At 69.8% G+C, this 25,041-nt stretch carries 24 protein-coding genes and 1 pseudogene; 17 read left to right on the forward strand and 8 right to left on the reverse strand.

The window, feature by feature from the left end; translation table 11 throughout:
• The first annotated feature begins 25 nt into the window (after nucleotides 1-25).
• Together AB0K15_RS15635 and AB0K15_RS15640 are read left to right on the forward strand one after the other, a co-directional pair.
• On the forward strand, nucleotides 26-646 hold the full coding sequence (locus AB0K15_RS15635; RefSeq protein WP_364049868.1) for a sigma-70 family RNA polymerase sigma factor: 621 nt from the start codon (nucleotides 26-28) through the stop codon (nucleotides 644-646).
• Nucleotides 643-1,788 (forward strand): hypothetical protein, encoded by a 1,146-nt coding sequence (locus tag AB0K15_RS15640; protein WP_364049870.1) that lies wholly within the window; start codon nucleotides 643-645, stop codon nucleotides 1,786-1,788. The genes AB0K15_RS15635 and AB0K15_RS15640 overlap by 4 nt, the downstream gene beginning before the upstream one ends.
• Here AB0K15_RS15640 and radA read toward each other — a convergent pair whose 3' ends face one another.
• Complete coding sequence (gene radA / locus AB0K15_RS15645; RefSeq protein WP_364049872.1) at nucleotides 1,789-3,150, reverse strand: DNA repair protein RadA; 1,362 nt, start codon at nucleotides 3,148-3,150, stop codon at nucleotides 1,789-1,791.
• 35 nt (nucleotides 3,151-3,185) lie between these two features.
• Nucleotides 3,186-3,824: a hypothetical protein gene (locus AB0K15_RS15650; protein ID WP_364049874.1), complete on the reverse strand. Its 639-nt coding sequence runs from the start codon at nucleotides 3,822-3,824 to the stop codon at nucleotides 3,186-3,188.
• Nucleotides 3,825-4,109: 285 nt separating this feature from the next.
• On the opposite strand from AB0K15_RS15650, the gene AB0K15_RS15655 reads away from it, so the two are divergent.
• The 8 genes from AB0K15_RS15655 (at nucleotide 4,110) to AB0K15_RS15690 (ending at nucleotide 11,606) form a co-directional block, all read left to right on the forward strand.
• A complete protein-coding gene (locus AB0K15_RS15655; protein WP_033294400.1) occupies nucleotides 4,110-4,601 on the forward strand; it encodes a CarD family transcriptional regulator in 492 nt (163 codons plus the stop codon).
• Between the two features lie 64 nt (nucleotides 4,602-4,665).
• Nucleotides 4,666-5,352, forward strand: a complete 687-nt coding sequence (locus tag AB0K15_RS15660) for a 2-C-methyl-D-erythritol 4-phosphate cytidylyltransferase (RefSeq protein ID WP_364049876.1) — start codon at nucleotides 4,666-4,668, stop codon at nucleotides 5,350-5,352.
• 5 nt (nucleotides 5,353-5,357) lie between these two features.
• On the forward strand, nucleotides 5,358-5,822 hold the full coding sequence (ispF, locus tag AB0K15_RS15665; RefSeq protein ID WP_364049969.1) for a 2-C-methyl-D-erythritol 2,4-cyclodiphosphate synthase: 465 nt from the start codon (nucleotides 5,358-5,360) through the stop codon (nucleotides 5,820-5,822).
• 457 nt (nucleotides 5,823-6,279) lie between these two features.
• Nucleotides 6,280-6,966 carry an HAD family hydrolase gene (locus tag AB0K15_RS15670; protein WP_364049878.1) on the forward strand — a complete coding sequence of 229 codons (687 nt, stop codon included), beginning with the start codon at nucleotides 6,280-6,282 and terminating at the stop codon, nucleotides 6,964-6,966.
• 42 nt (nucleotides 6,967-7,008) lie between these two features.
• Entirely contained in the window at nucleotides 7,009-8,397 is a 1,389-nt protein-coding gene (gene cysS / locus AB0K15_RS15675) for a cysteine--tRNA ligase (protein ID WP_364049880.1), read from the forward strand.
• 37 nt (nucleotides 8,398-8,434) lie between these two features.
• Nucleotides 8,435-9,394 carry a 23S rRNA (guanosine(2251)-2'-O)-methyltransferase RlmB gene (gene rlmB / locus AB0K15_RS15680; RefSeq protein WP_364049882.1) on the forward strand — a complete coding sequence of 320 codons (960 nt, stop codon included), beginning with the start codon at nucleotides 8,435-8,437 and terminating at the stop codon, nucleotides 9,392-9,394.
• Between the two features lie 196 nt (nucleotides 9,395-9,590).
• A complete protein-coding gene (locus AB0K15_RS15685) occupies nucleotides 9,591-11,024 on the forward strand; it encodes an MBOAT family protein (protein ID WP_364049884.1) in 1,434 nt (477 codons plus the stop codon).
• Nucleotides 11,025-11,108: 84 nt separating this feature from the next.
• Nucleotides 11,109-11,606: a TFIIB-type zinc ribbon-containing protein gene (locus AB0K15_RS15690; protein WP_364049886.1), complete on the forward strand. Its 498-nt coding sequence runs from the start codon at nucleotides 11,109-11,111 to the stop codon at nucleotides 11,604-11,606.
• Here the strand turns inward: AB0K15_RS15690 and AB0K15_RS15695 are convergent.
• The gene (locus tag AB0K15_RS15695; RefSeq protein ID WP_364049888.1) at nucleotides 11,591-12,241 is read right to left on the reverse strand and encodes a class II aldolase/adducin family protein; all 651 of its coding nucleotides are present in this window, start codon (nucleotides 12,239-12,241) and stop codon (nucleotides 11,591-11,593) included. The genes AB0K15_RS15690 and AB0K15_RS15695 overlap by 16 nt on opposite strands.
• A gap of 125 nt (nucleotides 12,242-12,366) precedes the next feature.
• On the reverse strand, nucleotides 12,367-13,539 hold the full coding sequence (locus AB0K15_RS15700; RefSeq protein ID WP_364049890.1) for a hypothetical protein: 1,173 nt from the start codon (nucleotides 13,537-13,539) through the stop codon (nucleotides 12,367-12,369).
• Between the two features lie 384 nt (nucleotides 13,540-13,923).
• Between AB0K15_RS15700 and AB0K15_RS15705 the strand changes: the two are divergent.
• From AB0K15_RS15705 to AB0K15_RS15715, 3 genes and pseudogenes are all read left to right on the forward strand, one after another.
• Nucleotides 13,924-15,098 (forward strand): annotated as a pseudogene (locus AB0K15_RS15705) (DUF445 family protein).
• Between the two features lie 42 nt (nucleotides 15,099-15,140).
• Complete coding sequence (locus tag AB0K15_RS15710; protein ID WP_364049892.1) at nucleotides 15,141-16,364, forward strand: DUF445 domain-containing protein; 1,224 nt, start codon at nucleotides 15,141-15,143, stop codon at nucleotides 16,362-16,364.
• Between the two features lie 52 nt (nucleotides 16,365-16,416).
• A complete protein-coding gene (locus tag AB0K15_RS15715; protein WP_364049894.1) occupies nucleotides 16,417-17,736 on the forward strand; it encodes a hypothetical protein in 1,320 nt (439 codons plus the stop codon).
• A gap of 319 nt (nucleotides 17,737-18,055) precedes the next feature.
• Here AB0K15_RS15715 and AB0K15_RS15720 read toward each other — a convergent pair whose 3' ends face one another.
• The 3 genes from AB0K15_RS15720 to AB0K15_RS15730 are packed head-to-tail and all read right to left on the reverse strand — an operon-like array spanning nucleotide 18,056 to nucleotide 20,706.
• Complete coding sequence (locus tag AB0K15_RS15720; RefSeq protein ID WP_364049896.1) at nucleotides 18,056-18,943, reverse strand: metal ABC transporter permease; 888 nt, start codon at nucleotides 18,941-18,943, stop codon at nucleotides 18,056-18,058.
• A gap of 3 nt (nucleotides 18,944-18,946) precedes the next feature.
• On the reverse strand, nucleotides 18,947-19,783 hold the full coding sequence (locus tag AB0K15_RS15725; protein WP_364049898.1) for a metal ABC transporter ATP-binding protein: 837 nt from the start codon (nucleotides 19,781-19,783) through the stop codon (nucleotides 18,947-18,949).
• Nucleotides 19,783-20,706, reverse strand: a complete 924-nt coding sequence (locus tag AB0K15_RS15730; protein ID WP_364049971.1) for a zinc ABC transporter substrate-binding protein — start codon at nucleotides 20,704-20,706, stop codon at nucleotides 19,783-19,785. The genes AB0K15_RS15725 and AB0K15_RS15730 overlap by 1 nt, the downstream gene beginning before the upstream one ends.
• Nucleotides 20,707-20,902: 196 nt before the next feature.
• Here AB0K15_RS15730 and AB0K15_RS15735 point away from each other — a divergent pair, with 196 nt between their 5' ends.
• The 4 genes from AB0K15_RS15735 to AB0K15_RS15750 all read left to right on the forward strand — a co-directional run bounded on the left by AB0K15_RS15735 (nucleotide 20,903) and on the right by AB0K15_RS15750 (nucleotide 24,578).
• The gene (locus tag AB0K15_RS15735; RefSeq protein WP_364049900.1) at nucleotides 20,903-22,003 is read left to right on the forward strand and encodes a LacI family DNA-binding transcriptional regulator; all 1,101 of its coding nucleotides are present in this window, start codon (nucleotides 20,903-20,905) and stop codon (nucleotides 22,001-22,003) included.
• Nucleotides 22,004-22,117: 114 nt separating this feature from the next.
• Nucleotides 22,118-22,609 carry a carbonic anhydrase gene (locus AB0K15_RS15740; RefSeq protein WP_364049902.1) on the forward strand — a complete coding sequence of 164 codons (492 nt, stop codon included), beginning with the start codon at nucleotides 22,118-22,120 and terminating at the stop codon, nucleotides 22,607-22,609.
• 15 nt (nucleotides 22,610-22,624) lie between these two features.
• Nucleotides 22,625-23,509, forward strand: coding sequence for an A/G-specific adenine glycosylase (locus tag AB0K15_RS15745; RefSeq protein WP_364049904.1), 885 nt, complete (start codon nucleotides 22,625-22,627; stop codon nucleotides 23,507-23,509).
• A gap of 115 nt (nucleotides 23,510-23,624) precedes the next feature.
• Nucleotides 23,625-24,578 carry an N-acetylmuramoyl-L-alanine amidase gene (locus AB0K15_RS15750; RefSeq protein ID WP_364049906.1) on the forward strand — a complete coding sequence of 318 codons (954 nt, stop codon included), beginning with the start codon at nucleotides 23,625-23,627 and terminating at the stop codon, nucleotides 24,576-24,578.
• A gap of 54 nt (nucleotides 24,579-24,632) precedes the next feature.
• On the opposite strand, the gene AB0K15_RS15755 is transcribed toward AB0K15_RS15750, so the two are convergent.
• Nucleotides 24,633-24,953 carry an SDR family oxidoreductase gene (locus AB0K15_RS15755; RefSeq protein WP_364049908.1) on the reverse strand — a complete coding sequence of 107 codons (321 nt, stop codon included), beginning with the start codon at nucleotides 24,951-24,953 and terminating at the stop codon, nucleotides 24,633-24,635.
• Nucleotides 24,954-25,041 lie beyond the last annotated feature (88 nt).

Raw genomic sequence — 25,041 nt, forward strand, 5'->3', positions numbered from 1 at the left:
CGGAGACCTGCGGGCAACACGGGGCATGCAGGTGATCCACGACGGTCCGGAGGCGGCGTTGCCGGACTCGTTCGACCGTCCCGACCTGGGCGTTCCCGATCCGGCGCCCGTGTTCGGGCGGCTCTTCGACGCACATTCGCGCCAGCTGCACCGCTACCTCGCGCGCCGCGTCGGCGACGACGCCGCCCACGACCTCGTGGCCGAGACGTTCCTCGTCGCGCTGCGGCGGCGCGAGTCGTACCGGCCGGACCTGGGCACGGCGCGCTCGTGGCTGTACGGGATCGCGACGAACCTGCTGCGCCACCACATCCGCAGCGAGACGCGGGCGCTGAGGGCGACCGCGCGGCTCGCGGCCACCGGCGAGCACGCCACGGCCGGGCACGATGGCCGCGTCGCCGAGCAAGTGGACGCGCAGACCCGCGCGGCCCAGCTCGCCGGCGCGCTGGCCAAGCTCAACGCCGCCGACCGCGACACGCTGCTGCTCGTGTCGTGGGCCGGGCTCGAGCCGACGGAGGTCGCCGAAGCGCTGGGCGTACCGCCTGGCACGATCCGCTCGCGGCTGCACCGCATCCGGCGCTGGCTGCGGGCCAACGCCGCCTCCGTCCAGAGCACCACCGAGACCGCCGAGGAGGCGAAGGAACTGTGAACGACGACAACGTGCGCCACCTGTGGTCCGACGCCGAGCTCGACGAAGCCCTCGACGTCCTGCACCCCCACGTCCGCACGGACCCCGCGGAGCTGGACCGCGCCCGCGCGACGCTGCTGCGGGCCGCCGCCGCCGAAACCGGCCACGCGCACATCGCTTCCCCGGCGAGGAAGAAGCGTGCCGGCACGTGGCGCTGGATCGCCGTGGCCGCGGCCGTCGCCGTCGTGACCGGTGGCGTGGTCGTGGCCCGCGAGGTCGCCGAGCGACCCGCCACGGTCGCTCCGGCGGCCACGGCGACCGCCGACGTGCAGCCCGGTCCCGGTCAGTACACCCACGTGACCAACACCTACACGGACATCGAGTGGGTGGCCGACCGCAGCGCGTTCGCCGTGCAGCAGAAGGTCGAGTTCTGGATCCCGGCGGACCGGTCGGACCTGTGGATGCGCAAGTGGACCCGCCAGGGCGACCCGGTGGTCATCACGGGCCAGAAGTACGACCAGTCGAGCCTGCCCGGCCCGGACTCCACCACGCAGATCGCCGCGGGCGGCGACTTCAAGGCGCCGTTCCCCTACCCCGGCGGCTGGAATGGGGACGTCCCCGGCGGCTGGGACCGGCCGACCCCGGCGTTCGTCGAAAACCTGCCGACGGCTCCCGCGGCGCTGCTGAAAGACGTCACGAGCACGTCGTCTCCGCCCCAGCGGCTCTCGGACAGCGCCACCGAGATCCTCCCGCCCATGCAGTCGTACCCCGGCCTCTTCGAGGAGCCGACCGGCACGACGACCACGGCGAAGACACCGCAGCCGCCCAGCCCCGGGTCCGCCGTCGCGGCCTACGCGGCACCCGGCGACACCCAGATGCGCCTGCTCACCGTGCTGTCCTCGGGACTCGCGCCGCGCCCGGTGCGGGCGGCGATCATCGACCTTCTGCGCGGCCAGGCCACCAGGTGGAAGGCGGACGCCGGCACCGAGACCTACACGGTCAGCTACGGCAACCACCAGCTGGTGGTGCACGTCGACACCGCGACTTCCGAGCTGATCAGCGCGAAGAACGTCACGAACCAGAACTTCTACGGGATCCGCCCAGGCGAGCCGCTCAGCGCCGCGGACTTCAGCTTCGAGATCACCAGCGAATTCGGGTCGTGATCACTTCGCGTGGTTGGCGGCGTTGAGGGCACTGGCGACGTCGCCGACCTCGAGTGCACGGATGCCGTCGGGCAGCTTGCCGGAGTCGGGTGGCACGAGGGCGTGGGTGTAGCCGAGGCGCGCGGCCTCGGCGAGGCGGCGTGCGACATTGGGCACCCGGCGCACCTCGCCGGCCAGCCCGACCTCGCCGACGGCGACCAGGCGCTGGGACAACGCGACGTCGTGCATCGACGAGGTGAGCGCCAGGACCAGCGCGAGGTCGATCGAGGGCTCGGTGATCTTCATCCCACCGACCGTGGCGACGTAGACGTCCTTGTCACCCAGCTTCAGCCGGCCGCGCTTCTCCAGCACGGCGAGGACCATCGCCACGCGCGAGGAGTCGAGGCCGCTCACCGCGCGCCTGGGCTGCGGCATGCTCGTGCTCGACACCAGCGCCTGCACCTCGCCCAGCAGCGGGCGTTTGCCCTCCATGGCGACCGTGATGGCCGTGCCCGGCACCGGTTCGGCGGTGCGGCTCATGAACAGCCCGGACGGGTCGGGCACGCCGACGATGCCGCCCTCGGTGAGCTCGAAGCAGCCGATCTCGTCGGCCGCGCCGAAGCGGTTCTTGATGCCGCGCACCATGCGCAGCGTCGAGTGCTTGTCGCCTTCGAACTGCAGCACGACGTCGACGAGGTGCTCCAGGACACGCGGACCGGCGACCGAGCCGTCCTTCGTCACGTGGCCGACCAGCACCACGGGCAGCCCGCGTTCCTTGGCGAGCGCCACGAGCCCCGCCGCGACCGCACGCACCTGCGTGACCCCGCCCGGCGAGCCCTCCACCTGCGGTGACGCCATCGTCTGCACCGAGTCGACGATCAGCACACCCGGCTTCACGGCATCGACGTGGCCCAGGACCGCCGACAGGTCGCTCTCGGCCGCGAGGAACATCTCGCCGTGCACGTTGCCCGTGCGCTCGGCCCGCAGGCGGACCTGTCCGGCCGACTCCTCACCCGTGACGTACAGGGAGCGCCCGGCCGTCTTGGCCCACTGGAACGCCACTTCGAGCAGCAGGGTCGACTTGCCGACACCCGGTTCGCCGGCCAGCAGCACCACGGCGCCGGGCACGAGCCCGCCACCGAGCACGCGGTCGAGTTCGGAGACGCCCGTCGCCTTCGCGCGGGCCGTCTCGACGTCGACTTCGCCGATGGGCCGCGCGGGCGCGCTCGGCGCACCCGCGGCCACTCGCGTGATCGCCGGTTTGACCCCGCCCCGCTCCTCGAGCGAGCCCCAGGCCTGGCACTCCGGGCAGCGGCCGAGCCACTTCGCGGCTTCGTACCCGCATTCCGCGCACCGGTAGACGGTGTTGGTCTTCTTCACCACGCGCCGAGGCTATCGGCGGGTACCGACAAAATCCGTCAGGGCTCGACGTGCGCCGGCGCGGCGACCGGCATCGCGACGGTGATCGGGCCCGCGTTGCGGAAGGTGAAGGTGACGTTGATCGTCATGCCCGGCCACAGCGGCTGCGTGAGGTCCTGCAGCACGACCGTGCCCTGACCCAGCTTCGTGGCCGCGCCGCCGTCGCCCGGGGACGCGCTGCTCGTGGCGGTCGGAGCGCCCGAGGAGGTGTCGGTGGGCGGCGTGGAAGCCGAGCTCGACGTGGTCGGCGCGGCCTGCTCGTTGGTCGACTCGACGGCGTCGTCCGGGCCGATGACCAGCGTGTGACCGGCGACGATGTCGGTGGCGCCGCTGATCTGCGCCGGCGACTTCGTGCCCTCCGAGCTGACCGAGACGAGCTGGTCGTCCTGGGCGCCCTGGTTGACGATCGTGAGCGTGAGCGGCGCGGGCTGGCCGGCCGAGTAGGCGGCGCCCTGCGCGGGGTACTGCACCGCGGCGTCACGCAGCACCAGGGTCTTCACCTGCGCGTACGTGCCGTTGACCGCAGGCTGCTGCGTGTCGGTCTGGGTGATCTGACCGGCCCCGCAACCGGCGAGCACCAGCGCGGCACCGAGCGCCGACACACCTGCGCCGAGCACGCGACGTTTCTGCAGCCTCACGTCGGAGTCCTTCCATCTCACGGCCTCGTCACGACGAAGACTAGCCGGGCGCCCGCACGCACGCGGAACCGGTGGGCCCAACGGGTGCGCCGAGACCCAAGATCAACCGTCCATTTAGGATTTCGAACCTGCTGATCAACGCCTTCCCCATCACCTGCATGAGCACGGGCGATTCAGGTTTGTCAACCCCCGCCAAGCCGCTGACCTGCGACGACGATCCCGGGCCGCTAGGTGGCCATCTGAAGACCGTGCTAAGATGGCATCAGCGAAAGGGGCAGAGGACACATGGTTTTCAAGGTCGGAGAGACCGTCGTCTACCCGCACCACGGTGCCGCACTCATCGAAGCCATCGAGACCCGCGTGATCAAGGGCGAGGAGAAGAAGTACCTCGTCCTCAAAGTCGCGCAAGGGGATCTTACGGTTCGCGTGCCTGCTGACAACGCCGAGATCGTCGGTGTGCGTGATGTCGTCGGGCAAGAAGGACTGGACAAGGTTTTCGACGTACTGCGTGCTCCCCACACCGAAGAGCCCACGAACTGGTCTCGTCGGTACAAGGCCAACCTGGAGAAGCTCGCCTCCGGCGATGTGAACAAGGTGGCCGAAGTGGTGCGCGACCTCTGGCGGCGAGAGAAGGACCGCGGACTTTCAGCCGGCGAGAAGCGCATGCTGGCGAAGGCGCGGCAAATTCTGGTCAGCGAGCTCGCGCTCGCGGAAGGCACCGACGAGGACAAGGCGGAAACACTCCTCGACGAAGTTCTGGAAACCGCGACGGTCTGACCCCCGGGGTCAACCGGCTCCCGGCGGAGGCACCGGGCAGCCACTTCTCTACGATCACGACCCGATGAACCAGCAGGTGCAGAGCGTCGCGTTCGTGACTGTCGCACACCACACCGCCGATGAAGAGCGTGCTCTCACGACGGTGAACGGTGAAGTTCTTCTCAAGCACACCGTGCGGGGGCTGCTCGGCACACCGGAGCTCGATCTGGTGCTCGTGTCAGCCCCTTCTCGGTGTGCTGAGTCGTTTTCGGACGCTCTGTTTTCGGGCACAGCGTCGGACCTCGGTCCGGAACTGTCCGATCGCTGCCGGTTCGTCCCCGGCGCGTCGCTCCGGCAGGTTTTCCCTGCCGTCGAGCCCTCACTTTCCCCCGGTGCGGTGGTTCTCGTCCACGACGCCCTGCGCGCCTTTACTCCACAACGGACTGTCCGTGATGTACTGAACACGGTCCGTGCAGGTGCGTCTGTCGTAGTCCCGGTGCTCCCGATGGCGGACACCGTGAAGGCGACCGACGCCGGCTTGATCACCGCCACCGTCGACCGCGACGGCCTGCGCACCGCCCAGACCCCCATCGGCTTCTCGCTCGACGCGTTCCGCGCGGCGCTGGCTTCGAGCCCCACCCCCGGCCTCGACTCCGTGGCCGGCGCGACCACCGTCCCCGGCGATCCCGACGCCATGCGCGTCGCGAGCGCCTTCGAACTCACGCTCGCCGAAGCCCTCGTGGCCGGCGGCGACCAGGAGGCCCCGCTGTGACCGACCTGCGTGTGGGCAACGGCGTCGACGTCCACCCCATCGAACCCGGCCGCGACTGCTGGATGGCCGGCCTGCTCTGGCCCGGCGTCGACGGCTGCGCCGGCCACTCCGACGGCGACGTCGCCTCCCACGCCCTCTGCGACGCCCTGCTGTCCGCCGCCGGCCTCGGCGACCTCGGCGCCGTCTTCGGCACCGGCGACCCCCGCATGGACGGCGCCCACGGCACCGACATGCTCGCCGAAGTCCGCGCGCTCATCGAGGGAGAAGGCTGGCGCGTCGCCAACGCCACCGTCCAGATCATCGGCAACCACCCCCGCATCGGCAAACGCCGCACCGAAGCCCAAGACACCCTCGGCACCGCCCTCGGCGCCCCGGTCGGCGTCGCCGGCACCACCACCGACGGCCTGGGCCTCACCGGCCGCGGCGAAGGCATCGCCGCCATCGCCACCGCCTTGCTGATCCGCGACTGACCTCGCCTCTTCGCCCCTCGCCCCCAACGCGGCATCGGGCGCACCCACGCACCAACGCCACATTCGCTCCACCAGACGCCCCAATGCGGCGTTCGTTGCACCGAACGCACCAATGCGGCATTGGTTGCGCTCAACGCACCGAACGCCACATTGGGGCGCTCCGGCCACTGCCCAACCGCCACCCGCCCACCCAACTTGCGCCCCACCCAGGCCGCGTCCACCCTCACCAACCGCCACCCACCCACGCGACCCAACCCCGCACCCAGCCCCTCCCCCGCACCCCGATCCGAAGCCTCCTGTCAACACAATCCAGCTTCGGGGTGCACCCCCGACGCAACACGCCCTGCGAGGACCTGGGACGGACCTACGCCGACCTACGCCGGACCCGCGAAGAACCAAGAACCCGACCCCATCAGACCAGCTCCCGCAAATCCCACACCTGGCTAAAGTGACCCCCGTGGCCATCAACGCAGTCCTCTTCGACTTCTCCGGCACCCTCTTCCGCCTAGAGCAGGACTCCTCCTGGCTCACCGACGTCATCGACGACCACGGCCAATCCCTCGACCTCGAAGCCCAGACCGAACTCATGCGCCGCATGACCGCACCCGTCGGCCAGGTCGTCGAACTCGACCGCGAATACCAACAGGCCTGGAACGACCGCGACCTCGACCCAGCCCTCCACCGCAAGGTCTACCTCGAGGTCCTCTCCCGCTCCGGCGTCCCCCACCGCGACCAGGCCGAGGCCCTCTACAACCGGCTCATCACCCCCAGCGAGTGGACGCCCTACCCCGACACCGAGGCCGCCCTCAAACTCGGCGCCTCGGCCGGCCGCAAGGTCGGGGTCCTCAGCAACATCGCCTTCGACATCCGCCCCGCCTTCACCCAACGCGGCTGGGACGCGCACGTCGCAGGATTCGTGCTGTCCTTCGAGGTCGGAGCCGTCAAACCGCAGCTCGAGATCTTCCGCACCGCCCTCGACCAGCTGGGCGTGCGCGCCGAAGAGACGCTGATGGTCGGCGACAGCGAAGAGGCCGACGGCGGCGCCCGTGCGCTGGGCTGCGCGTTCGAGCTCGTCGACCCGCTGCCGACCGCCGAACGGCCGGACGCACTTCTCGGGGCTTTGCGCAAGCACGACGTCTTTTGACGTCTTGCGACATCGCCCACACCGACCCCGTACCCTTTATGGGTGGCCCTACACCTGTTCGACACCGCGACCCGTGCCCCTCGGGAGTTCGTTCCCGTCCGCAGCGGAACGGCGTCCATCTACCTGTGTGGCGCCACCGTGCAGGGCGTGCCCCACATCGGGCACGTGCGGGGAGTGCTGAACTACGACGTCCTGCGGCGCTGGCTGCTCCACAGTGGACTCGACGTGCTCCTGGTCCGCAACGTCACCGACATCGACGACAAGATCCTCACCAAGGCCGCCGAAGCGGGCCGGCCGTGGTGGGAGTGGGCGACCACGCACGAGCGCGCGTTCGAGAAGGCGTACGACGACCTGGGCTGCCTCCCGCCGTCGGTCAACCCGCGCGCGACCGGGCACATCACGCAGATGATCACGCTCATGCAGCGGCTGATCGACAGCGGGCACGCGTACGCGGCCGACGGTGACGTCTACTTCTCGGTGAAGTCGTTCGACGGCTACGGCAAGCTCTCGGGCCAGCAGCTCGACGAGGTGCAGCAGGGCGAGACCCCGACCCGCGGCAAGCGCGACTCCCGCGACTTCACGCTGTGGAAGAGCGCGAAGCCGGGCGAGCCGTCGTGGCCGACGCCGTGGGGCAACGGGCGGCCGGGCTGGCACCTGGAGTGCTCGGCGATGTCGACCAACTACCTCGGCCCGGAGTTCGACATCCACGGCGGCGGCGTCGACCTGGTCTTCCCGCACCACGAGAACGAGCGCGCGCAGTCGAACGCCGTCGGCGACCCGTTCGCGCGGTACTGGCTGCACAACGCGTGGGTGACGATGTCCGGCGAGAAGATGTCGAAGTCGCTGGGCAACACCGTGTCGATCCCGGCGATGCTGGAGCGCTACCGCGCCCCCGAGCTGCGCTACTACCTCGTGCAGCCGCACTACCGCTCCACCGTCGAGTACTCCGACGGCGCGGTCGCGGAGGCGGCGCAGGGTTACCGCCGCATCGAGGCGTTCCTGCGGCGCGCGGCGGCCGCCGGCGAGGTGCTCGCGGGCGCCGTGCAGCCGGATTTCGCCACGGCGCTGGACGACGACCTGGCCACGCCGGCCGCGTTCGCCGTGGTGCACAACACGGTGCGTGACGGTAATGCCGCGCTCGACGCGGGCGATACCTCCAAGGCACTCGAACTGGCTTCTTCGGTGCGCGCGATGACCGACGTGCTCGGCATCGACCCGCTCTCGGACCGCTGGGCCGACGGCGGCGGCAGCGAGACCCCCGTCCGCGAAGCGCTCGACGAGCTCGTGCAAGGCTTGCTGGCCGAACGCCAGGAGGCGCGCGCCGCGAAGGACTTCGCGCGCGCGGACGCCGCTCGTGACCGCCTCACGCAGGCGGGCATCGTGGTTGAGGACACCCCGAACGGTCCGCAGTGGACGGTCAGGAACTCCTGATCCGTTCCACTGCGGTGGATTAAGGACTCGGTTACACATGGCAGGCAACTCACGGCGTCAGGGCGCCGTCCGCAAGACCGGCACCAAGAAGGGCCAGGTCGTCGGCTCCGGCGGGCAGCGGCGCAAGGCGCTCGAGGGCAAGGGCCCCACGCCGAAGGCCGAGGACCGGCCCGGGCACAAGGCGTACCGCGCCGCCAACGCCGCGAAGACGCGGGAGCAGGCGCGGCAGAAGAAGGCCGACCGCCCGGAGCTCATCGCCGGCCGCAACCCGGTCGTCGAGGCACTGCGCGCCGACGTCCCGGGCACCGCGCTGTACGTGGCGGTGAACATCGAGATCGACGACCGCGTGAACGAGGCCGTGCGCCTCGCGGCCGACAAGGGCATCTCCATCCTGGAGATCCCGCGCGAGGAGCTCGACCGCAAGACCAACCGCGCCATGCACCAGGGCCTGGGCCTTCAGGTGCCGCCGTTCGAGTACGCCCACCCGGACGACCTCATGGCAGCCGCGCGCGACTCCGGCAACACCCCGCTGTTCGTCGCGCTGGACGGCGTGACGGACCCGCGCAACCTCGGCGCGGTGATCCGGTCGGCGGCCGCGTTCGGCGCCCAGGGCGTGCTCCTGCCCGAACGCCGCAGCGCCGGCATGACGGCCGTCGCGTGGCGCACGAGCGCCGGCACGGCCGCCAAGCTCCCCATCGCCGTCGCGACGAACCTCACGCGCCAGCTGAAGGCGTGGGCGTCGGAGGGCCTGATGATCGTGGGCCTCGACGCGGACGGCACCGTGGACATCGACTCCCTGGAGCTCGCGGCGGACCCGCTGGTCATCGTCCTCGGCTCCGAGGGCCGCGGCCTGTCGCGCCTGGTGCGCGAGACCTGCGACGCCACGGTGTCCATCCCGATGGCGGCGGGCGTCGAGTCCCTCAACGCCTCGGTGGCCGCCGGCGTGCTGCTGGCGGAGGTAGCGCGCCGTCGCCGGGTGGCGGGCCGGCTGAGCTGACGTTTCTGGTCGATTGCTGCCGGGCTGCCTGTTGTCGAGGCGGCCCGGCAGTGGTCTGAACCCCCCGGTGTGACCGGCCCGGTTGCCCCTTCAGCCACCACCCTCAGTGATTCGCACCGGGATCCGACGGGCTTCACTCCACTGGGCCACCCACTCGGGCTAAGGTCAGCTCCGGAACCGAGGGGGTCCATCACCGATGTCGTTCGTCTCGCCGCTGTTCTTGTGGTACTTCATGCCCGCGGTGCTGGTCGCCGTGCTGGTGTGCCCGCGCAGCTGGCGCAACGGCATCGTCGCGGTGGCGAGCCTGCTGTTCTACACGATCGGCGCCGGGCCGTACCTGTTCCTGCTGCTCGGCTGCATGACCGTCAACTTCCTCGCCGGGCCGGCGCTCGAGCCCAGCCCCTGGGACGTCCACGGCAAGCGGCGCAAGCGGATCCTCATCGGCCTCGTCACGCTCGACGTGCTGGTGCTCGTCATCTGGAAGTACGCGGGCTTCGCGACGCAGCAGATCGCGGCCGTCGCGCACTGGTTCGGCGGTGACGTCGGCGTCGCGAGCATCGTGGTGCCGATCGGCATCTCGTTCTACACGTTCCACCATATTTCGTACATCGTGGACATCTACCGCGGCGAGCGTCGCGCGCTCCGCAACCCCGTGTCGTTCGCGGCGTACATCGCGATGTTCCCGCAGCTCATCGCCGGTCCCATCGTGCGCTACCGCGAGATCGCGGACCAGCTGCCGCAGCAACGTTCCCACCGCCTCGACGACATCGCCGCCGGCTTCCCGCGGTTCGCCCTGGGGCTGTGCAAGAAGTCCATCGTCGCCGACTCGCTCAGCCCGATGGTCGAAGCGTGCTTCTCCACGCCCCCCGACCAGATGACGTTCGCGACGGCCTGGCTCGGCGCCATCGGCTACACGCTGCAGCTGTTCTTCGACTTCTCGGGCTACTCGGACATGGCCATCGGCCTCGGCCGCATGCTCGGCTTCCGCCTGCCGGAGAACTTCGCGCGGCCGTACTCGTCGGTCACCATCACGGAATTCTGGCGCCGCTGGCACATGTCCCTGTCCCGGTGGTTCCGCGACTACGTCTACATCCCCCTCGGCGGCAACCGCTCGGGCGCCGGCAAGACCTACCGCAACCTCTGCATCGTCTTCGTCCTCACCGGCTTCTGGCACGGCGCCCAATGGACCTTCCTGGTCTGGGGCTGCTACCACGGCGCCCTGCTGGTCATCGAACGCCGCTTCAACCTGGGCGACACCCCGGCCGGCCCGGTCGCCCGCATCGCCCGCCGGGTGCTGACTCTGGTCCTCGTGGTGTTCGGCTGGGTCTTCTTCCGCTCCACCGACCTGCCACACGCGCTGAGCATGATCGGCCACATGCTCCTCCCGGACTTCGGCGGCCTCGGCGACGTGGTTTCGAGCGCGTTGACCAACCAGCGCCTGGTGATCCTGCTCCTGGCCCTCACCGTGTTCGCCCTCCCGGCGCACCCGGTCACGGGACCGCTGCTCGAATCCTCACGGACGCGTCCGGCGACGGCTCTGCGCGTGGGCGTGATGACGGCGGGGCTGGTGTATGCCGCGATTCTGGTGGCTACCGGGACGTTCAGTCCGTTTTTGTACTACCAGTTCTAACCGGCCGAAAATGGCAAGGAGAACCGGCTGCCGCCTGCGTACCCTAGAGCTCCATGGTCAGTTCTGACGGCCGAAGGGGCCAACTTGACGGCCGATCAGCGGCGGTTCCGCGACCAGCGGCTGACCGCGTGGCATTTCGCCGCCGGTGAGGTGCTGGTGCGGTGCCCACGCTGTGCGGAATGCGCCCGGGTGGTTGTCGTGCCGGGGGCGGATGCGGACCTGTGCGAGGCCCGGCGGCTGGTGTGTGGGCGGTGCGGGTATGCGCGGGGCCAGAGGGGCCGAGCGCGACATGGGCCGGCGCCGTCCAGGACTGTGTGCGATCCGTATCTGAGGGAGCCGCTGTGGTTGCAGGGCGATTGCGGCGGGAATGTGCTGTGGGCGTACAACGAAGCGCACCTTGATTACCTCGAGGCCTTTGTCAGCGCGAGGCTTCGGGAAAAGGTCGTTGTCGGCGAGGGTGAGTGGCGGCGGAGGATGACGATGGTCGCCAAGCTGCCCGTGTGGTTGAAAGCGGCGAAGAATCGCGACAGGGTGCTGCGCGACATCGAGCGGCTGCGGGCAACGCTTCAACCCTGCCCGTAACCACGCAGCTTTTCCACCACCTGCTCGATCTCCGCCGCCGGCAACAACGCCGGCGTGCCGGCCGACCGTGCCAGCAGCCACACCTGACACAGCCACTCCAGCTGCCGAGCCCGGTCATAAGCCGCAGCGAGCGTGGACCCGTAGGTGACGGTGCCGTGGTTGGCCAGCAGGCAGCCGCGGCGGGAGTCCAGCGCCGGGAGGATGTGCGTGGCCAAGGCGTGGGTGCCGTAGGTCGCGTAGGGGGCGACCCGGACGGAGGGGCCGATGGTGGCCACCAGGTAGTGGATGGGTGGGAGCTCGTCGACCAGCGTCGAGACGGCGGTGGCGTGGGCGGAGTGCGTGTGGACGACCGCGTTGACCGGGGCGCCGTCGGGCTCGGTGGCGTGGTTGTAGATGGTCAGGTGCATGGGGAGTTCGCTGGTGGGCCGGAGACGGCCGTCGACCACGTCCCCGTCCAGGCCGACGATGGGGATGTCCGAAGGCGCCAAAGTCGAGTAGTCCACGCCGGTGGGGGTGACGGCGACCAGCGCACCGTCGCGGATGGAGAGGTTGCCGGAGGTGGCGACGGCCAGGCCGTCCGGCGCGAGGCGGCGGGCGTAGGAGCAGAGGGCCGCCCGTTCGTCTTCGAGGATCAACAGACGAAACCTCCGCAGCCCGGCGCCGGTGGACTGGGACATTCTCAGGGCGAACAGCCATGGTGCGCGAGGCGAAGCCGAAAAAAAGCGGGCCCACCGGTGTGGTGGGCCCGCGAAAGGGTGGGTCAGCGAGTGGCGGCAGCCGAGTCCTCGGAAGCAGCGTCCTCAACGGACTCCGGCTCCGTAGCCGCCTGGTCCGCCGGATTCAGCAGGCGCAGGGCTTCCTGAACGGCGACATTGGTAGCCGCCAATCGGTCCGCCACCTTTGCACGCAGGTCGAGCGCCAGGGTGCGCGCTTCGGTGGCCTCGGTCTGCTTCTCGAGCGCGTCGGCGAGAGCGGCGTCCGTCTGCGAGCGCTTGCCGGCGATCTCCTCGGACGCGACGCGGTCGGCCTCGGCGCGTGCAGCGGCGGAGGCGGCTTCGGCGGCGGCGTCGGCCTCGACGCGGGCGCGGGTGGCCGCTTCGTCGGCTTCGGCGCGGGCGCGGTCGGCGGCTTCGTCGGCTTCCGCGCGGGCGCGGTCGGCGGCGGCCGTGCGGGTCGCGATGTCCTCGTTGGCGGCTGCGGTGCGCGTGGCGATGTCTTCGTTCGCAGCGGCGGTGCGCGTCGCGATGTCCTCGTCCGCCGCAGCCGTGCGCGTCGCGATGTCCTCGTCCGCCGCCGCCGTGCGCGTCGCGATGTCCTCGTCCGCCGCAGCCGTCCGCGAAGCGATGTCTTCATTCGCCGCAGCCGTCCGCGAAGCGATGTCCTCGTCGGCAGCCCGGGTCCGACGCTCGATGTCCGCGTCCGCGGCAGCCGTGCGCTCGTCGATGTCCGCCTCGGCCGCGGCGATCCGGGACGCGATGTCCTCCTGCGCCTCCGACAGCAGCCGCTCGCGCTCGGCTTCCGCCTCCTTGCCCAGACGCTCGACAGTGCGCTGCGACTCGTGCGCGTACTTGTCGGCCTCGGCGCGCGTGGCGGCGGCGTCGGCTTCAGCCGCGGCGCGGAGGTCGGCGATTTCCTCCTCGGCGAGTTGCATCATCATGCGCACGCGCTCGGCCATGGCGCCGGCGCCGGACGGGCTCGAGCTCAGCCGCACGAGCGCGGCCTTCGTCTCGGACAGCTCGTTCTGCGTGGTGGTGAGCGCCTTGGACAACTCGCCGGCCGTCGCGATGGCCTCGTCACGGCTGTGGGACGTCTCCCTCAGCTCGCGCGAGAGCGCCGTGAGCCGCTCGTCGACCTGGCGTTGGTTGTAACCCCTGACGGCGACGGCGAACGGGGCGCTCTTGGGGTTGGCTTCGGACTTCTCAGGCGCGACCATCGGGCCACCTTAGTGAGGGCAGGTCCGTGTTTACGTACCGCCAAACGGCTGCATTACAAAACGCACAACCCCCGGTCACGCATGGCATCGCAGACGAGGAGGGACGACAGGGCGAACAATACGGAAACGACGGGAGACCGGAATGGACGGTCCGCGCCGCCGCGCCGGATCGATCTTCGGCCCGACCGGCACGAGTCCGGTGAATTCGTGGCCCCGGCGAGCCGCCACCGTTGATCCGCGGCCGAGCAAGCCCGAAGCCGGCAGAGCCCGAACCGGTGAACGCCCGACGCGGCTCCCCGACGCAGTGCCCGCCGCCCGCTACCGTGCGCGTGAGCGCGATACGGGGAGGCAAGCGCGGTGCACCATTGGCAGGTCTACGCGACGATGCCGTTCATCGCCGCGCTGATCGGCTACGTCACCAAGCGCGTGGCCATCGAAATGATGTTCCGCCCGCTGGAGTTCGCCGGCATCAGACCATTCCTCGGCTGGCAGGGCGTGCTGCCAGCGAACGCCGAACGCATGGCGACGACCGCGACGGAAATGCTCACCACGACCCTCGTCGATCCGAAGGAGATTTTCGCACGTCTCGACCCCGCGCAGGTCGCCAAGGAAATCGAAGAACCGCTGCTCGAAGTCGTCGAAGACGTCACGCGTGAGGTGATGGAGACCTATCAGCCGCGGCTGTGGGAGGTGCTGCCGACGGCCGCGCAGCAGTTGCTGCTCAAGCGCGTGCAGGCCGAAGCGCCGCGCGGGATCACGAAGATCATGCGGGAAATCGCGGCCGACATCGAAGATGTGCTCGACCTCAGGCACATGGTCGTGGCCAACCTCGTGCGCGACAAGGCGCTCCTCAACCGCCTGATCCGGGACATCTCGAAGCCCGAAATGCGGTTCATCGCGCGTTCTGGAATCGTGTTCGGCTTCATTCTGGGCTGCGTTCAGCTGCTCGTGTGGACGTTCACGAAATCTCCGATCGTGCTGCCGCTGTTCGGTCTCGGCATCGGCTGGTTCACCGACTGGCTCGCGTGTAAGATGATCTTCCTGCCCCGCGAGACGAAACGGTTCTTCGGCCTCTTCATCTGGCAGGGCGTGTTCCAGAAGCGCCGTGACCAGGTCGCCGCCGACTACGGCGACATGATCGCGCGCGAGATCATCACCGTGCCCAACCTGCTGGAAGCCGTGCTGGCGGCCCGAAGTCCGACCGTCTGTTCACCATGATCACGCGCGAGGTGCAGAAGACGATCGACGCGCAGGCGAGCGTGGTGAAACCGTTCGTCGCGATCGCCGTCGGCACGAAGCGCTTTCAGGAAATGAAGCAGACGGCCGCCGCGATCGCCGCGCAACGCGTGCCCGAGACGATCCGCCACGCCGAGGACTACGCCGTGAACGCGCTCGACGTGCGCAACACGATCGTCGACCGGATGCGCGAGCTCACGCCGTGGGAATTCGAACAACTGCTGCGCCCGGCGTTCCGGCAGGACGAATGGAAGCTGATCGCCGTCGGCGCGGTCATCGGCGGGCTGGTGGGCGAGCTCCAGGCGCTGGTCCTGTTGCACTGACAACTGCGATACGGTTTCTCCGGCGAGTGGAGGGAGGCCGGTTTGGACGCAGTCCTCGACGACCTCGCGCGGCACTGGCCGATCTACGCCACGATGCCGTTCATCGCCGCGCTCATCGGCTACGTCACCAAGCGCGTCGCGATCGAGATGATGTTCCGCCCGCTGGAGTTCGTCGGGATCAAGCCGTTCCTCGGGTGGCAGGGCGTGGTGCCCAAGCACGGCGGCCGGATGGCGGCCATCGCCACCGACCTGCTGACCACGAACCTGCTCGACCTCAAGGAGATCTTCGAAAAGATCGACCCGGTCATCGTCACGCGCGAGCTGGAGCAGCCGCTGCTGCGGGCCGTCGACGCGATCGCGCGCGATGTGCTGGAGCAGCACCACCCGAGGCTGTGGGAAGTGTTGCCGACGCTCGCACAGGAGCTGCTGATCAAGCAGGTCCAGGCCAACGCGCCGCGGCTCGTGCGTGAGTTCCTGGAGGACGTGCGCGACAACCTCGACGAAGTGCTCGACGTGCGGCACATGACCGTCGAAAGCCTCACCCGCGACAAGGCCCTGCTCGTGCGGCTGATCCGCGAGACCTCGCGGCCCGAGATGGCCTTCATCGCCCGCGCCGGCATCTTCTTCGGGTTCGGCCTCGGCATCGTGCAGGCGATCGTGTGGGCATTGACGCGCGAGCCGCTCGTGCTGCCGATCTTCGGCGGCTGCATCGGCCTGTTCACCGACTGGCTCGCGATCAAGATGATCTTCCTACCCCGTGAGCCCGTTCGCGTGGGCCGCGTGATCCTGCAGGGCAAGTTCCAGCGCCGCCGCGCGGAGGTCGCCCGGCAGTACGGCGAGCTCATCGCCGGCGAAGTCCTGACCACGGCGAATCTGCTCGAAGCCCTGCTGCGCGGCCCGAAGTCCGACCGGCTCGTGGCGATGGTCGAACGCGCGGTGGGCCACGCCGTCGACGAGCAGGCCAGTCTCGCGAAGCCCGTGCTCACGCTGGCCGTCGGCGGGCGCCGGCTGCAGGAGATGAAGCACGAGGCCGCGCGGCGGGCGCTGGCGGAGTTGCCGCAGACCGTCCGCTACGCCGAGGGCTACCTCACGCAGGCGATGGACGTCGCCAAGGTCATCGAGCAGCGCATGCTCGCGATGACGCCCCTGGAGTTCGAAGGGTTGCTGCGCCCGGCGTTCCGCCAGGACGAGTGGAAGCTGATCGCCGTGGGTGGTGTGATCGGGTTCATCGTCGGTGAGCTGCAGGTCCTGCTCATGCTCGGCTGACTTTTCGGTGGTTGCCCACACCCCGTTCACCCGAAGTGGCTACCGTGATCGAGTGGCGTCCCAACCCCATCAGCTGCCAGCCGTCCACGAGGCGTACCTGCCCCGCGAGCACGCGCTGCACCGTCCGCGGCACGGCAAGCGGCAGCTCACAGCGCTGATCTGCGCGCTGCTGTTCTTCACCACGCCCACGCTGCTGTGGGTGTTCGGCGTGCGCCCGACCGAGATCGAGAACCACAAGCTCGCGGGGTTCCCCAGCATCTCCGACGGCTTCGGCTTCTTCACCGGCCTGCCGACGTGGGCCGTCGACCAGCTGTCCTTCCGCGCGAGCGCCATCAACGCCGCCGACGGCGTCAGCCGCGCGATCTTCGGCGAGGACGCGCCCCTCGACCAGGGTTCGTCGTCCGACTCCGGCCCGATCCCCGCGCCGCCGCTGCAGCAGCCGGGCGCGCCCAACCAGGGCCCGGCCACGCCGAGCCTGCCGGGCAGCAACCAGGCCGGCTACCGCAAGGTCGTGCAGGGCCTCGACGGCTGGCTGTACTACGGCTACGACGCCGAGGCGAAGTGCACGCCCACGCAGGACATCGACACCACGCTCAAGAAGGTCAACGAGCTGCGCACCGCCGTCGAGGCGTCCGGGCGCAAGTTCATCTTCGTGGTGACACCGGACAAGACGACGATGGTGCCCCAGTTCCTCCCCGGCAGCTACCCGGGCAAGGAGTGCTCGCAGGCCGCCGCGCCGAACGACTGGTACAAGATGACCACCGTCGGCCACTCCCTGGACCTGCGCCCGGCGCTCGCCGCGTCCGCCGCCCGCGTCGGCCACCCGATCTACGCCCCCAACGACACACACTGGCGCGACGAAGGCGGCCTCGTCCTGACGCGCACCGTCGCCGAGGCGGTGCAGCCCGGGGTCACCAAGAGCTGGCTGTCCACTCCGGACGGCACGTACGACGGCGTTGCCGACCTGCCGCTGCTGATCGGCAAGTCGGGCACCAAGTCGAACACGCAGTACACCCTCGAGCCCGACGGCGTCACCGACCGCGCGGCCGGCTTCATCTCCAACATCGACACTCCGGTGCATCGCACCTCGGCGCCCCTGCCCGGCACGATCGCCGAGCCGACGCTGGTCTACGGCGACTCGTTCAGCCTCGCGTCCTCGCGCTACCTCTCCGCGGCGTTCACGAACCTGACCTACCTCGCCTACTCCACCGACAAGACGCCCCAGGCGGCAGCGGTCAACGAGTTGGTGAACTCGCGGGTGGTCGTGCTGCAGGCCGTGGAACGCAACGTCGTCGGCGGCCTCGTGCCGTTCACGAACGACGGCTTCATCAACGCGGTGAAGACGGCGATGGCCGCCCACCCGGTGGGCTGATCACCCGATCCAGGCAAAGCGGTCACAACGACACTGCAGGGCTGCAGCGACCATGGCGCCTATCGCAACTGCCGCACCGCGGCCAACGGCGGGTTCGTGAGCGTCATCGCTTACCCCGGGACCGTGAAAGCCGCCAAGAGCCGGCCGGCCGACGTGTGGATCGACAGCGACCGGACCGACCACTTGGCCGTCGGCCAGGGCTACACGGATTACCGCCGGCCGATTGGCGGCCCCCGTTACCGGGCTTGCGCCTGGTTCCCGAACCCGATCACGGACAACCAGGAAGTCGTCTGCACGGCCTGGGTGCAGGGCTACGGAGTCAGCCGACCGGGACCGGACGGCGTTCGGCCGGTGCGGTCACGCGGACGCCGGTGCGGCGGTCGCGCGCCCAGGAGATGACGCGGCAGACCAGGTAGATGAGGAACGAGATGGCCGTGACGAAGGCGCTCACCGGTTTGCCGGGGGCGAGCGACAGGATGATGCCGCCCAGGGCCGCGACCTCCGCGAAGATCACCGACAGCACCGTTGCGCGCAACGGGCTGGCCGTGACGCGGGCGGCGGCCGCGGCCGGGGTCACCATCAGGGCGACCACCAGCAGCGACCCGACGATCTGCACGCTCAGCGCCGTGGCGACGCCGACGAGCAGGGAGAACACCACCGTCAGGGTCTTCACCGGCACCCCGCGCGCGACGGCGACGTTGCGGTCCACGCTGGCGAACAGCAGGGGCCGGTAGACGCACGCCAGCACGGCCAGCACGGCGACCGCCGAGATCACCAGTGACGTCAGGTTCGTCGAGTCCACGGTGATGATCTGGCCGGTGAGAATGCCGAACTTGTTGGCCGACCGTCCCTTGTAGAACGACAGCAGCAGCACACCCATGCCGAGGCCGAACGACAGGATCACGCCGATCACGGAGTCGCGGTCGGCATCGCGGGTGCCGAGGATGCCGAGCAGCAGCGCGGCGGCCACGGCTCCGAGGAGCGCGCCGTACTCGACGCCGACACCGATCAGCAGCGCGCCCGCCGCGCCGGTGAAGGCGAGCTCCGACGTGCCGTGCACCGCGAAGGACATGCGGCGCATCACGATCAGCGGGCCGAGGATGCCGGCGAGCAACCCGAGCACGGCAGCCGCGATGAGCGCTGTCTGCACGCCGTCCAGCTCGGTGATCAGCTCCCACGTCTTGGCGAAGTCGAACATGCCGTCCAAGGCTCAGCCCACTGCTTCCTGCTCGTGGTGGTGTGGTTGGTCTTCGCACAGGGAGCTCTGCGAACCCGCGATGTGGATCTGCCCGCCGACGCGCAGCACCTCGACGCGCGTGCCGTACAGCTCGGACAGCGTCTCGGAGTTCATCACCTCGTCGGGCTTGCCGACGCGGAACGAGCCGTTGACCAGGTACAACACGCGGTCGACGAACTGCAGCACCGGGTTGATCTCGTGCGTCACGAACAGCACGGCCGTATCCGCCGTGCGCCGGCGCCGGTCGATCAACTCGCTCACGGCGCGCTGGTGCGCGAGGTCGAGCGAAAGGAGCGGTTCGTCGCACAGCAGCACGGACGGGTCACCGACCAGCGACTGCGCCACCCGGAGGCGTTGCTGCTCACCACCGGAAAGCCGGCCGATCGGCTGCTTCGCGTACGCGGTGCCGCCGACGGCCTCGATCGCTTCCGCGACGCGACGCCGCCGGTCGCGCATGCCGAACACGCCGGTCCCCCAGCGGTGCCCGTCGAGACCGAGGCCCACGAGGTCGACGCCGCGCAGGGTGAGGCCGTCGTCGATCGCGCGCTGCTGCGGGATGTAGCCGACCTTGCGGTTGGCGCCGCCCGGGCGGCCGCCGGCGATCTCGATGCTGCCGGCCGAGAGGCTCTGCATGCCGAGCAACGCCTTGAGCAGGCTGCTCTTGCCGGACCCGTTGGGGCCGAGGATCGCGAGGAACTCGCCCTGCTCGACATCGAGGTCGAGCCCGGACCAGAGGGTGCGGCTGCCGAACGCCAGGCCCGCCCCGCGGACGCGAACCGCGGGGCGAACCGTCGAGAGCGCGGCGGACATCAGCTGTTCAGAGCCCCGGACAGCGAGTCCACTTCCTTGGTCATCCAGTCAATGTAACCCGTGACGTCGGCGGGCAGCGTCTCGGCCACATCGACCACGGCGACGTTCGACGCCTTCGCGTCCGACACCACCTGCTGGGTCAGCGGGGTGACCGTCTGGACGTTGTTGATCAGGGCCTTGACCTGCTTGTTCTTGATGAGCTGCGTGAAGTCGTTGACGGCCGTGGCGGGCACGTCCGTCTCGTTCTCGACCGCGTCCGAGAAGGCCTTCGGGGTCGCGTCGGTGATCTTCGCGGTCTCGAGCAGGTAGTGCGCCACGGGCTCGGTCACCACGACCTTGGTGCCCGGGTGCGCGGCGCCGAGGGCTTCCGTCTTCTTGACCAGCGCGTCGATCTGGCCCTTGAACGCCTTGGCGTTGTCGTCGAAGGTCTGCTTCGACGCCGGCTGGATCGTGCCGAGCGCCGAGGCGACCTGGTCCGCCACCTTCTCCACGCCGGGCAGGTCGAACCAGACGTGCTCGTTCTCGTCGCCGGTCGCGGCGATGTCGTAGGCCACGAGCTTCTTCGCGCCCGGCGCCTGGTCGGCCAGCTTGGCGAAGAAGTCGTCGTAGCCGCCGCCGTTGGCGAGCGTGAGCTGCGCGTTCTTGGCCGCCAGCGCGTCGTCGGCCGTGGACTCGTACGAGTGCGGGTCGGCCGTCGGGTCGTGGATGATCGACTTCACCTGCACCTTGTCACCGCCGACGGCCGTGACCACGCTGCCCCACACGTCCGTCGCCGCGACGACGTTGATCTGGCCCGACGTGGAGGCGCCGGAACCGGAACCGGTGCCGGCGCCACCCGAGTCGGTGCCGGAGCACGCGCTGAGCGCGAGCACGGTCAGAGCCGAAGCGGCGGCGAGCACGCCGCGGGCGCGGCGGGTACTCAGGCGGGAACTCATCGAAGACTCTCCTGGGTCGAACCGATCAGCTAATGGAAATCGTTGTCAGATTCACTTTACCCCATCCGAAGGACAGGACCCGCTCCACCGGGTGGCAGAAGGCCCGTCCGTCACTCAGCGGATCGAGACACTCACCACAGGGGTGTCGCTTCTGGAAAACGATCTGAACCGTTACGGTTTGCGGATGGGCCGTCCTATTCGCACCCGGAGGCAGGCGACATTGGCGTCGCTGGCGGCGGAGCTCGGGGTGTCAAGGACCACCGTGTCCAACGCTTACAACCGCCCCGACCAGCTGTCTCCCGAACTGCGCCGGCGCATCCTCGAGACCGCCCGCCGCCTCGGTTACCCCGGCCCGGACCCCGTAGCGCGTTCGCTGCGCACCCGCAAGGCCGGCGCGGTCGGACTGCTGCTCACCGAGAACCTGTCGTACGCGTTCCGTGACCCGGCAGCGGTCGGTGTGCTCGAAGGCCTCGCCCTCGCCTGCGAGGACGCCGGGGTCGGCCTGCACCTGGTGCCCGCGAGCCCCGGCCGCGAAGACGTCGCCGCCGTGCACCGCGCCGGCGTCGACGGATTCGTCGTCTACTCCGTGCCCGACGACGATCCGCACCTGGCCGCCGTGCTGGAGCGGCCTGTCCCCACGGTGATCATCGACCAGCCGCGCATCGAAGGTGTGGACCGTGTCGGCCCGGACGACGCGGCGGCCGTCACGCGCCTAGCCGAGCACCTCGTCTCACTCGGCCACCGGCAGGTCGGCGTGCTGTGCATGCGCCTGGCCCGCGAGCGCAACGACGACTTCGTGACCGCGCAGCGCCAGAGCAGCGCCCACTTCCACGTGCAGCGCATCCGCCTCGAAGCCCTGGCCACGGCGTTCTCCGCCGCCGGTGTCGACTGGGCCACCGTGCCCGTGGTCGAGCGCTTCGACCACACCGTGGACGACGGCGCTTCCGGCGCCCGCCAGCTGCTCGACGCGTACCCGCAGGTCACGGCCGTGATCTGCACGTCGGACATCCTCGCGCTCGGCGCGCTGGCCGAAGCGGAACGACGGGGCCTGCGCGTGCCGCTCGACCTCACTGTGACCGGCTTCGACGGCATCGCCGAGGCCGAGCGCCTCGGGCTCACCACCGTGCACCAGCCCGTGCTCGAGAAGGGCAAGGTCGCGGGGCGGCTGCTGCTCGGCTCGGCCGAGCGCGTGGGCCCGAAGGTGATCACGCTGCCCACCGAGCTGCGGATCGGGCGCACGTCAGCCCCGCCGCGGACGGTCGAGGAGCCGTGGTTCGGCGGCTGACGGGTCCCCTGTTTTCCCGTGACTTCGGACCTATCCCGTTGTAACGGGCGCTCCGGACGGGTTCGATGGGAGGGACCGCCCGCGTAGTCGGGGAAGCGTGGCCGAAAGGTGACCATGACCTCCATCGACGTTCTTCTCAAGCGCAACGAGGAACTCGGCAACGTCGTGCCAGGCGACCGCTCGTCGCCCAAACCCTCGTTGCACGTGGCCATCCTGACCTGCATGGACGCGCGCGTGCGCGTGTTCGAGATCTTCGGCCTCATCCAAGGTGAGTCCCACGTGCTGCGCAACGCCGGCGGCGTGGTCACCGACGACATGATCCGCTCCCTCGCGCTCAGCCAGCGCAAGCTCGGCACCCGCGAGGTCCTGATCGTGCAGCACACCGAGTGCGGCCTGTCGATGGTGACCGAGGACGACTTCAAGGACGAGCTCGAACAGGCCACGGGACTGCGGCCCACCTGGTCGGTGGAGGCGTTCCGCAACGTCGAGGACAGCGTGCGCGTGTCGATGGAGCGGGTGCGGCGAAGCGACTTCCTCCCGCACACCGACAACGTGCGCGGATTCGTCTACGACGTGAAGACCGGGAGCCTGACCGAGGTCGTCTGAGCCGCGTCGGTTTCAATGGTCGGCGTGGCTGTGGACACGGACGTTCTGATCGACTGGTTCGGCACGCACGGGCGAGACCTGCCGTGGCGGGAGCCGGAGTGCTCCGCGTGGGGCGTGCTCGTGAGCGAGATCATGCTGCAGCAGACGCCGGTCGCGCGGGTGCAGCCGATCTGGCTCGAGTGGATGGCGCGCTGGCCGGTGCCCTCGGCGCTGGCCGCGGAGACCACCGGCGAGGTCGTGCGCGCGTGGGGCAAGCTCGGTTACCCGCGCCGCGCCCTGCGGCTGCACGCGGCGGCCACGGTGATCGCGGCCGAGCACGGTGACGTCGTGCCGTCCGATGTGGACACCCTGCTCGCACTGCCCGGCATCGGCGCGTACACCGCGCGGGCCGTGGCGGCTTTCGCCTACGGCAAGCGGGCGCCGGTCGTCGACACGAACGTGCGGCGCGTGGTCGCGCGGGCCGTGCACGGTGCCGGCGACGCGGGTCCGGCGTCGAACACGCGCGACATGGCCGACGTCGAGGCGCTGCTGCCGGCCGAGGACGCGCCGGCGGCGAAGCTGTCGGCGGCGTTGATGGAGCTGGGCGCGCTGATCTGCACCGCGCGTGCACCGCGCTGCGCCGACTGCCCGGTGTACGACACCTGCACGTGGCAGCACAACGGCCGCCCGGAGTACGCGGGGCCGGCCAAGCCCGTGCAGAAGTTCGCGGGCACCGACCGGCAGGTGCGCGGCCTGCTGCTCGACGTGCTGCGCGGCAGCGAGGGGCCGGTGGAGAAGGCGCGGCTGGACGTCGTGTGGCACGAGGCCGGGCAGCGCGACCGGTGCCTCGACTCCTTGCTGGTCGACGGATTGCTGGAGCAGACGGACAACGGGCTGTTCGCGCTGCCGGGTGAACACTGACGGACTGGTTCTCACGGGGTACGACGAAAGTCGGCAAAAAGTTGTCATGATCTCCGCCGCGGGTTAGCTTTCCCCCGACGCCGTTCCAGCGCTGTTTCCGGCGGAGGAGATTCGCATGGGGGAAGCCACTCGCCGTGCCGTGCTCAAGGGCGGGCTCACGGTCACCGCGGCGGGCGCGTTCGGCCTGGCCGGGGCGCGAACGGCGACAGCGGTTACCGCGCCGCAGATCCGCCCGACGCACGAGTGGAACGCGCGGCCCGCGACGGGCGCGATCGTGGTCGAGAACCACAAGCCGACGTACATCGTGGTGCACCACACCGTCGACCCGGGCAACAACACCGACTATTCGCTGGCCCACGCGCTGCAGATCTCACGCGACATCCAGAACTTCCACATGGACACCCGCGGCTGGATCGACACGGGCCAGCAGTTCACGAACAGCCGCGGCGGCTACGTGACGGAAGGCCGGCACCGCAGCCTGGAGATCCTGCGCGGCGGCAAGCAGCACGTGCAGGGCGCGAACGTCGGCAACCACAACAGCGAGTGCCTCGGGATCGAGAACGAAGGCCTGTACAGCACGGTCGACGTGCCGGTGGCGCTGTGGAATTCACTGGTGTCCCTGGTCGCCTACATCGCCGATCAGTACGGGATTTCGCCGGATTTCATCAAGGGCCACCGGGATTTCAATTCCACGGAGTGCTGCGGGCAAGTGCTGTACGATCGGCTCCCGGAGCTGCGGACGGCCGTGTCGCGCGTGCTTGGTGTCGCGGTTTCGCGGGCTGAAGTGCCGGAGTGGCCGTTGCTGAAGCCCGGCGACGTGGGGGCTCAGGTACTTGCCGCGCAACGGTTCTTGCGCGCCGCGGGTTACGGCGTGCCGACCGATGGTGTGTTCGGACAGTCCACAACGGACGCCGTGGCCGCGCTCGCGGCCGAGCACGGGCTTTCCCGCGACAGCTGCACGGCGGCGCGGGCGGCGGACGAATCGGGGTTTCTCGGGTCGGATGTCTGGCCGCTCATCGTGCCGTCGGGCAAGTCCGCGGCCGCGTGGCGGGTGGAGCTCGCACAGTGACCCCGGCGGGCCACGGGTACCGGCGAGGGCGGTACCCGTGACCCGCCGGATTTTTCAGACCTGAACGGTGCCGCCGTCCACGAACAGCTCGGATCCGGTGACGAAACGGCTCTGGTCGGACGCGAGGAAGAGGATGACGTCGGCGACGTCATCCGGCACGCCGATCCGGCCGAGCGGGATCCGCGAGATCAGGAAGTCCAAGATCTGCGGACCCTGCTCGGGGTCGGCCTCGACGCCCGACCTGATCATGGGCGTGTCGATGGTGCCGGGGCTGATGGCATTGACGCGGATGCCGCAGCCTTTGAGCTCATTGGCCCAAGTTCGCGCGAACGAGCGCAGCGCCGCTTTGCTGGCCGCGTAGACACCTAAGACCATGTCTCAGTAGGTGAGTTTCTTGTAGCAGGTGAGGGTGGCGGCGAGGGTGAGGAAGGCGCAGAAGTGGTTGGCGTAGCGGTCGTATCGG

Origin of the sequence: Amycolatopsis sp. NPDC049253 (genome assembly GCF_040678995.1) — a bacterium.
In the GTDB taxonomy this organism is placed as follows: domain Bacteria; phylum Actinomycetota; class Actinomycetes; order Mycobacteriales; family Pseudonocardiaceae; genus Amycolatopsis.

What these genes read in the sequence shown, in the direction of transcription:
- AB0K15_RS15635 (WP_364049868.1), top strand. Translation starts at nt 26, where the DNA reads ATGCAGGTGATCCACGACGGTCCGGAGGCGGCGTTGCCGGACTCGTTC.
- AB0K15_RS15655 (WP_033294400.1), top strand. Translation starts at nt 4,110, where the DNA reads ATGGTTTTCAAGGTCGGAGAGACCGTCGTCTACCCGCACCACGGTGCC.
- AB0K15_RS15660 (WP_364049876.1), top strand. Translation starts at nt 4,666, where the DNA reads ATGAACCAGCAGGTGCAGAGCGTCGCGTTCGTGACTGTCGCACACCAC.
- rlmB (WP_364049882.1), top strand. Translation starts at nt 8,435, where the DNA reads ATGGCAGGCAACTCACGGCGTCAGGGCGCCGTCCGCAAGACCGGCACC.
- AB0K15_RS15685 (WP_364049884.1), top strand. Translation starts at nt 9,591, where the DNA reads ATGTCGTTCGTCTCGCCGCTGTTCTTGTGGTACTTCATGCCCGCGGTG.
- AB0K15_RS15700 (WP_364049890.1), bottom strand. Translation starts at nt 13,539, where the DNA reads ATGGTCGCGCCTGAGAAGTCCGAAGCCAACCCCAAGAGCGCCCCGTTC.
- AB0K15_RS15725 (WP_364049898.1), bottom strand. Translation starts at nt 19,783, where the DNA reads ATGTCCGCCGCGCTCTCGACGGTTCGCCCCGCGGTTCGCGTCCGCGGG.
- AB0K15_RS15735 (WP_364049900.1), top strand. Translation starts at nt 20,903, where the DNA reads ATGGGCCGTCCTATTCGCACCCGGAGGCAGGCGACATTGGCGTCGCTG.
- AB0K15_RS15740 (WP_364049902.1), top strand. Translation starts at nt 22,118, where the DNA reads ATGACCTCCATCGACGTTCTTCTCAAGCGCAACGAGGAACTCGGCAAC.
- AB0K15_RS15745 (WP_364049904.1), top strand. Translation starts at nt 22,625, where the DNA reads ATGGTCGGCGTGGCTGTGGACACGGACGTTCTGATCGACTGGTTCGGC.
- AB0K15_RS15750 (WP_364049906.1), top strand. Translation starts at nt 23,625, where the DNA reads ATGGGGGAAGCCACTCGCCGTGCCGTGCTCAAGGGCGGGCTCACGGTC.
- AB0K15_RS15755 (WP_364049908.1), bottom strand. Translation starts at nt 24,953, where the DNA reads ATGGTCTTAGGTGTCTACGCGGCCAGCAAAGCGGCGCTGCGCTCGTTC.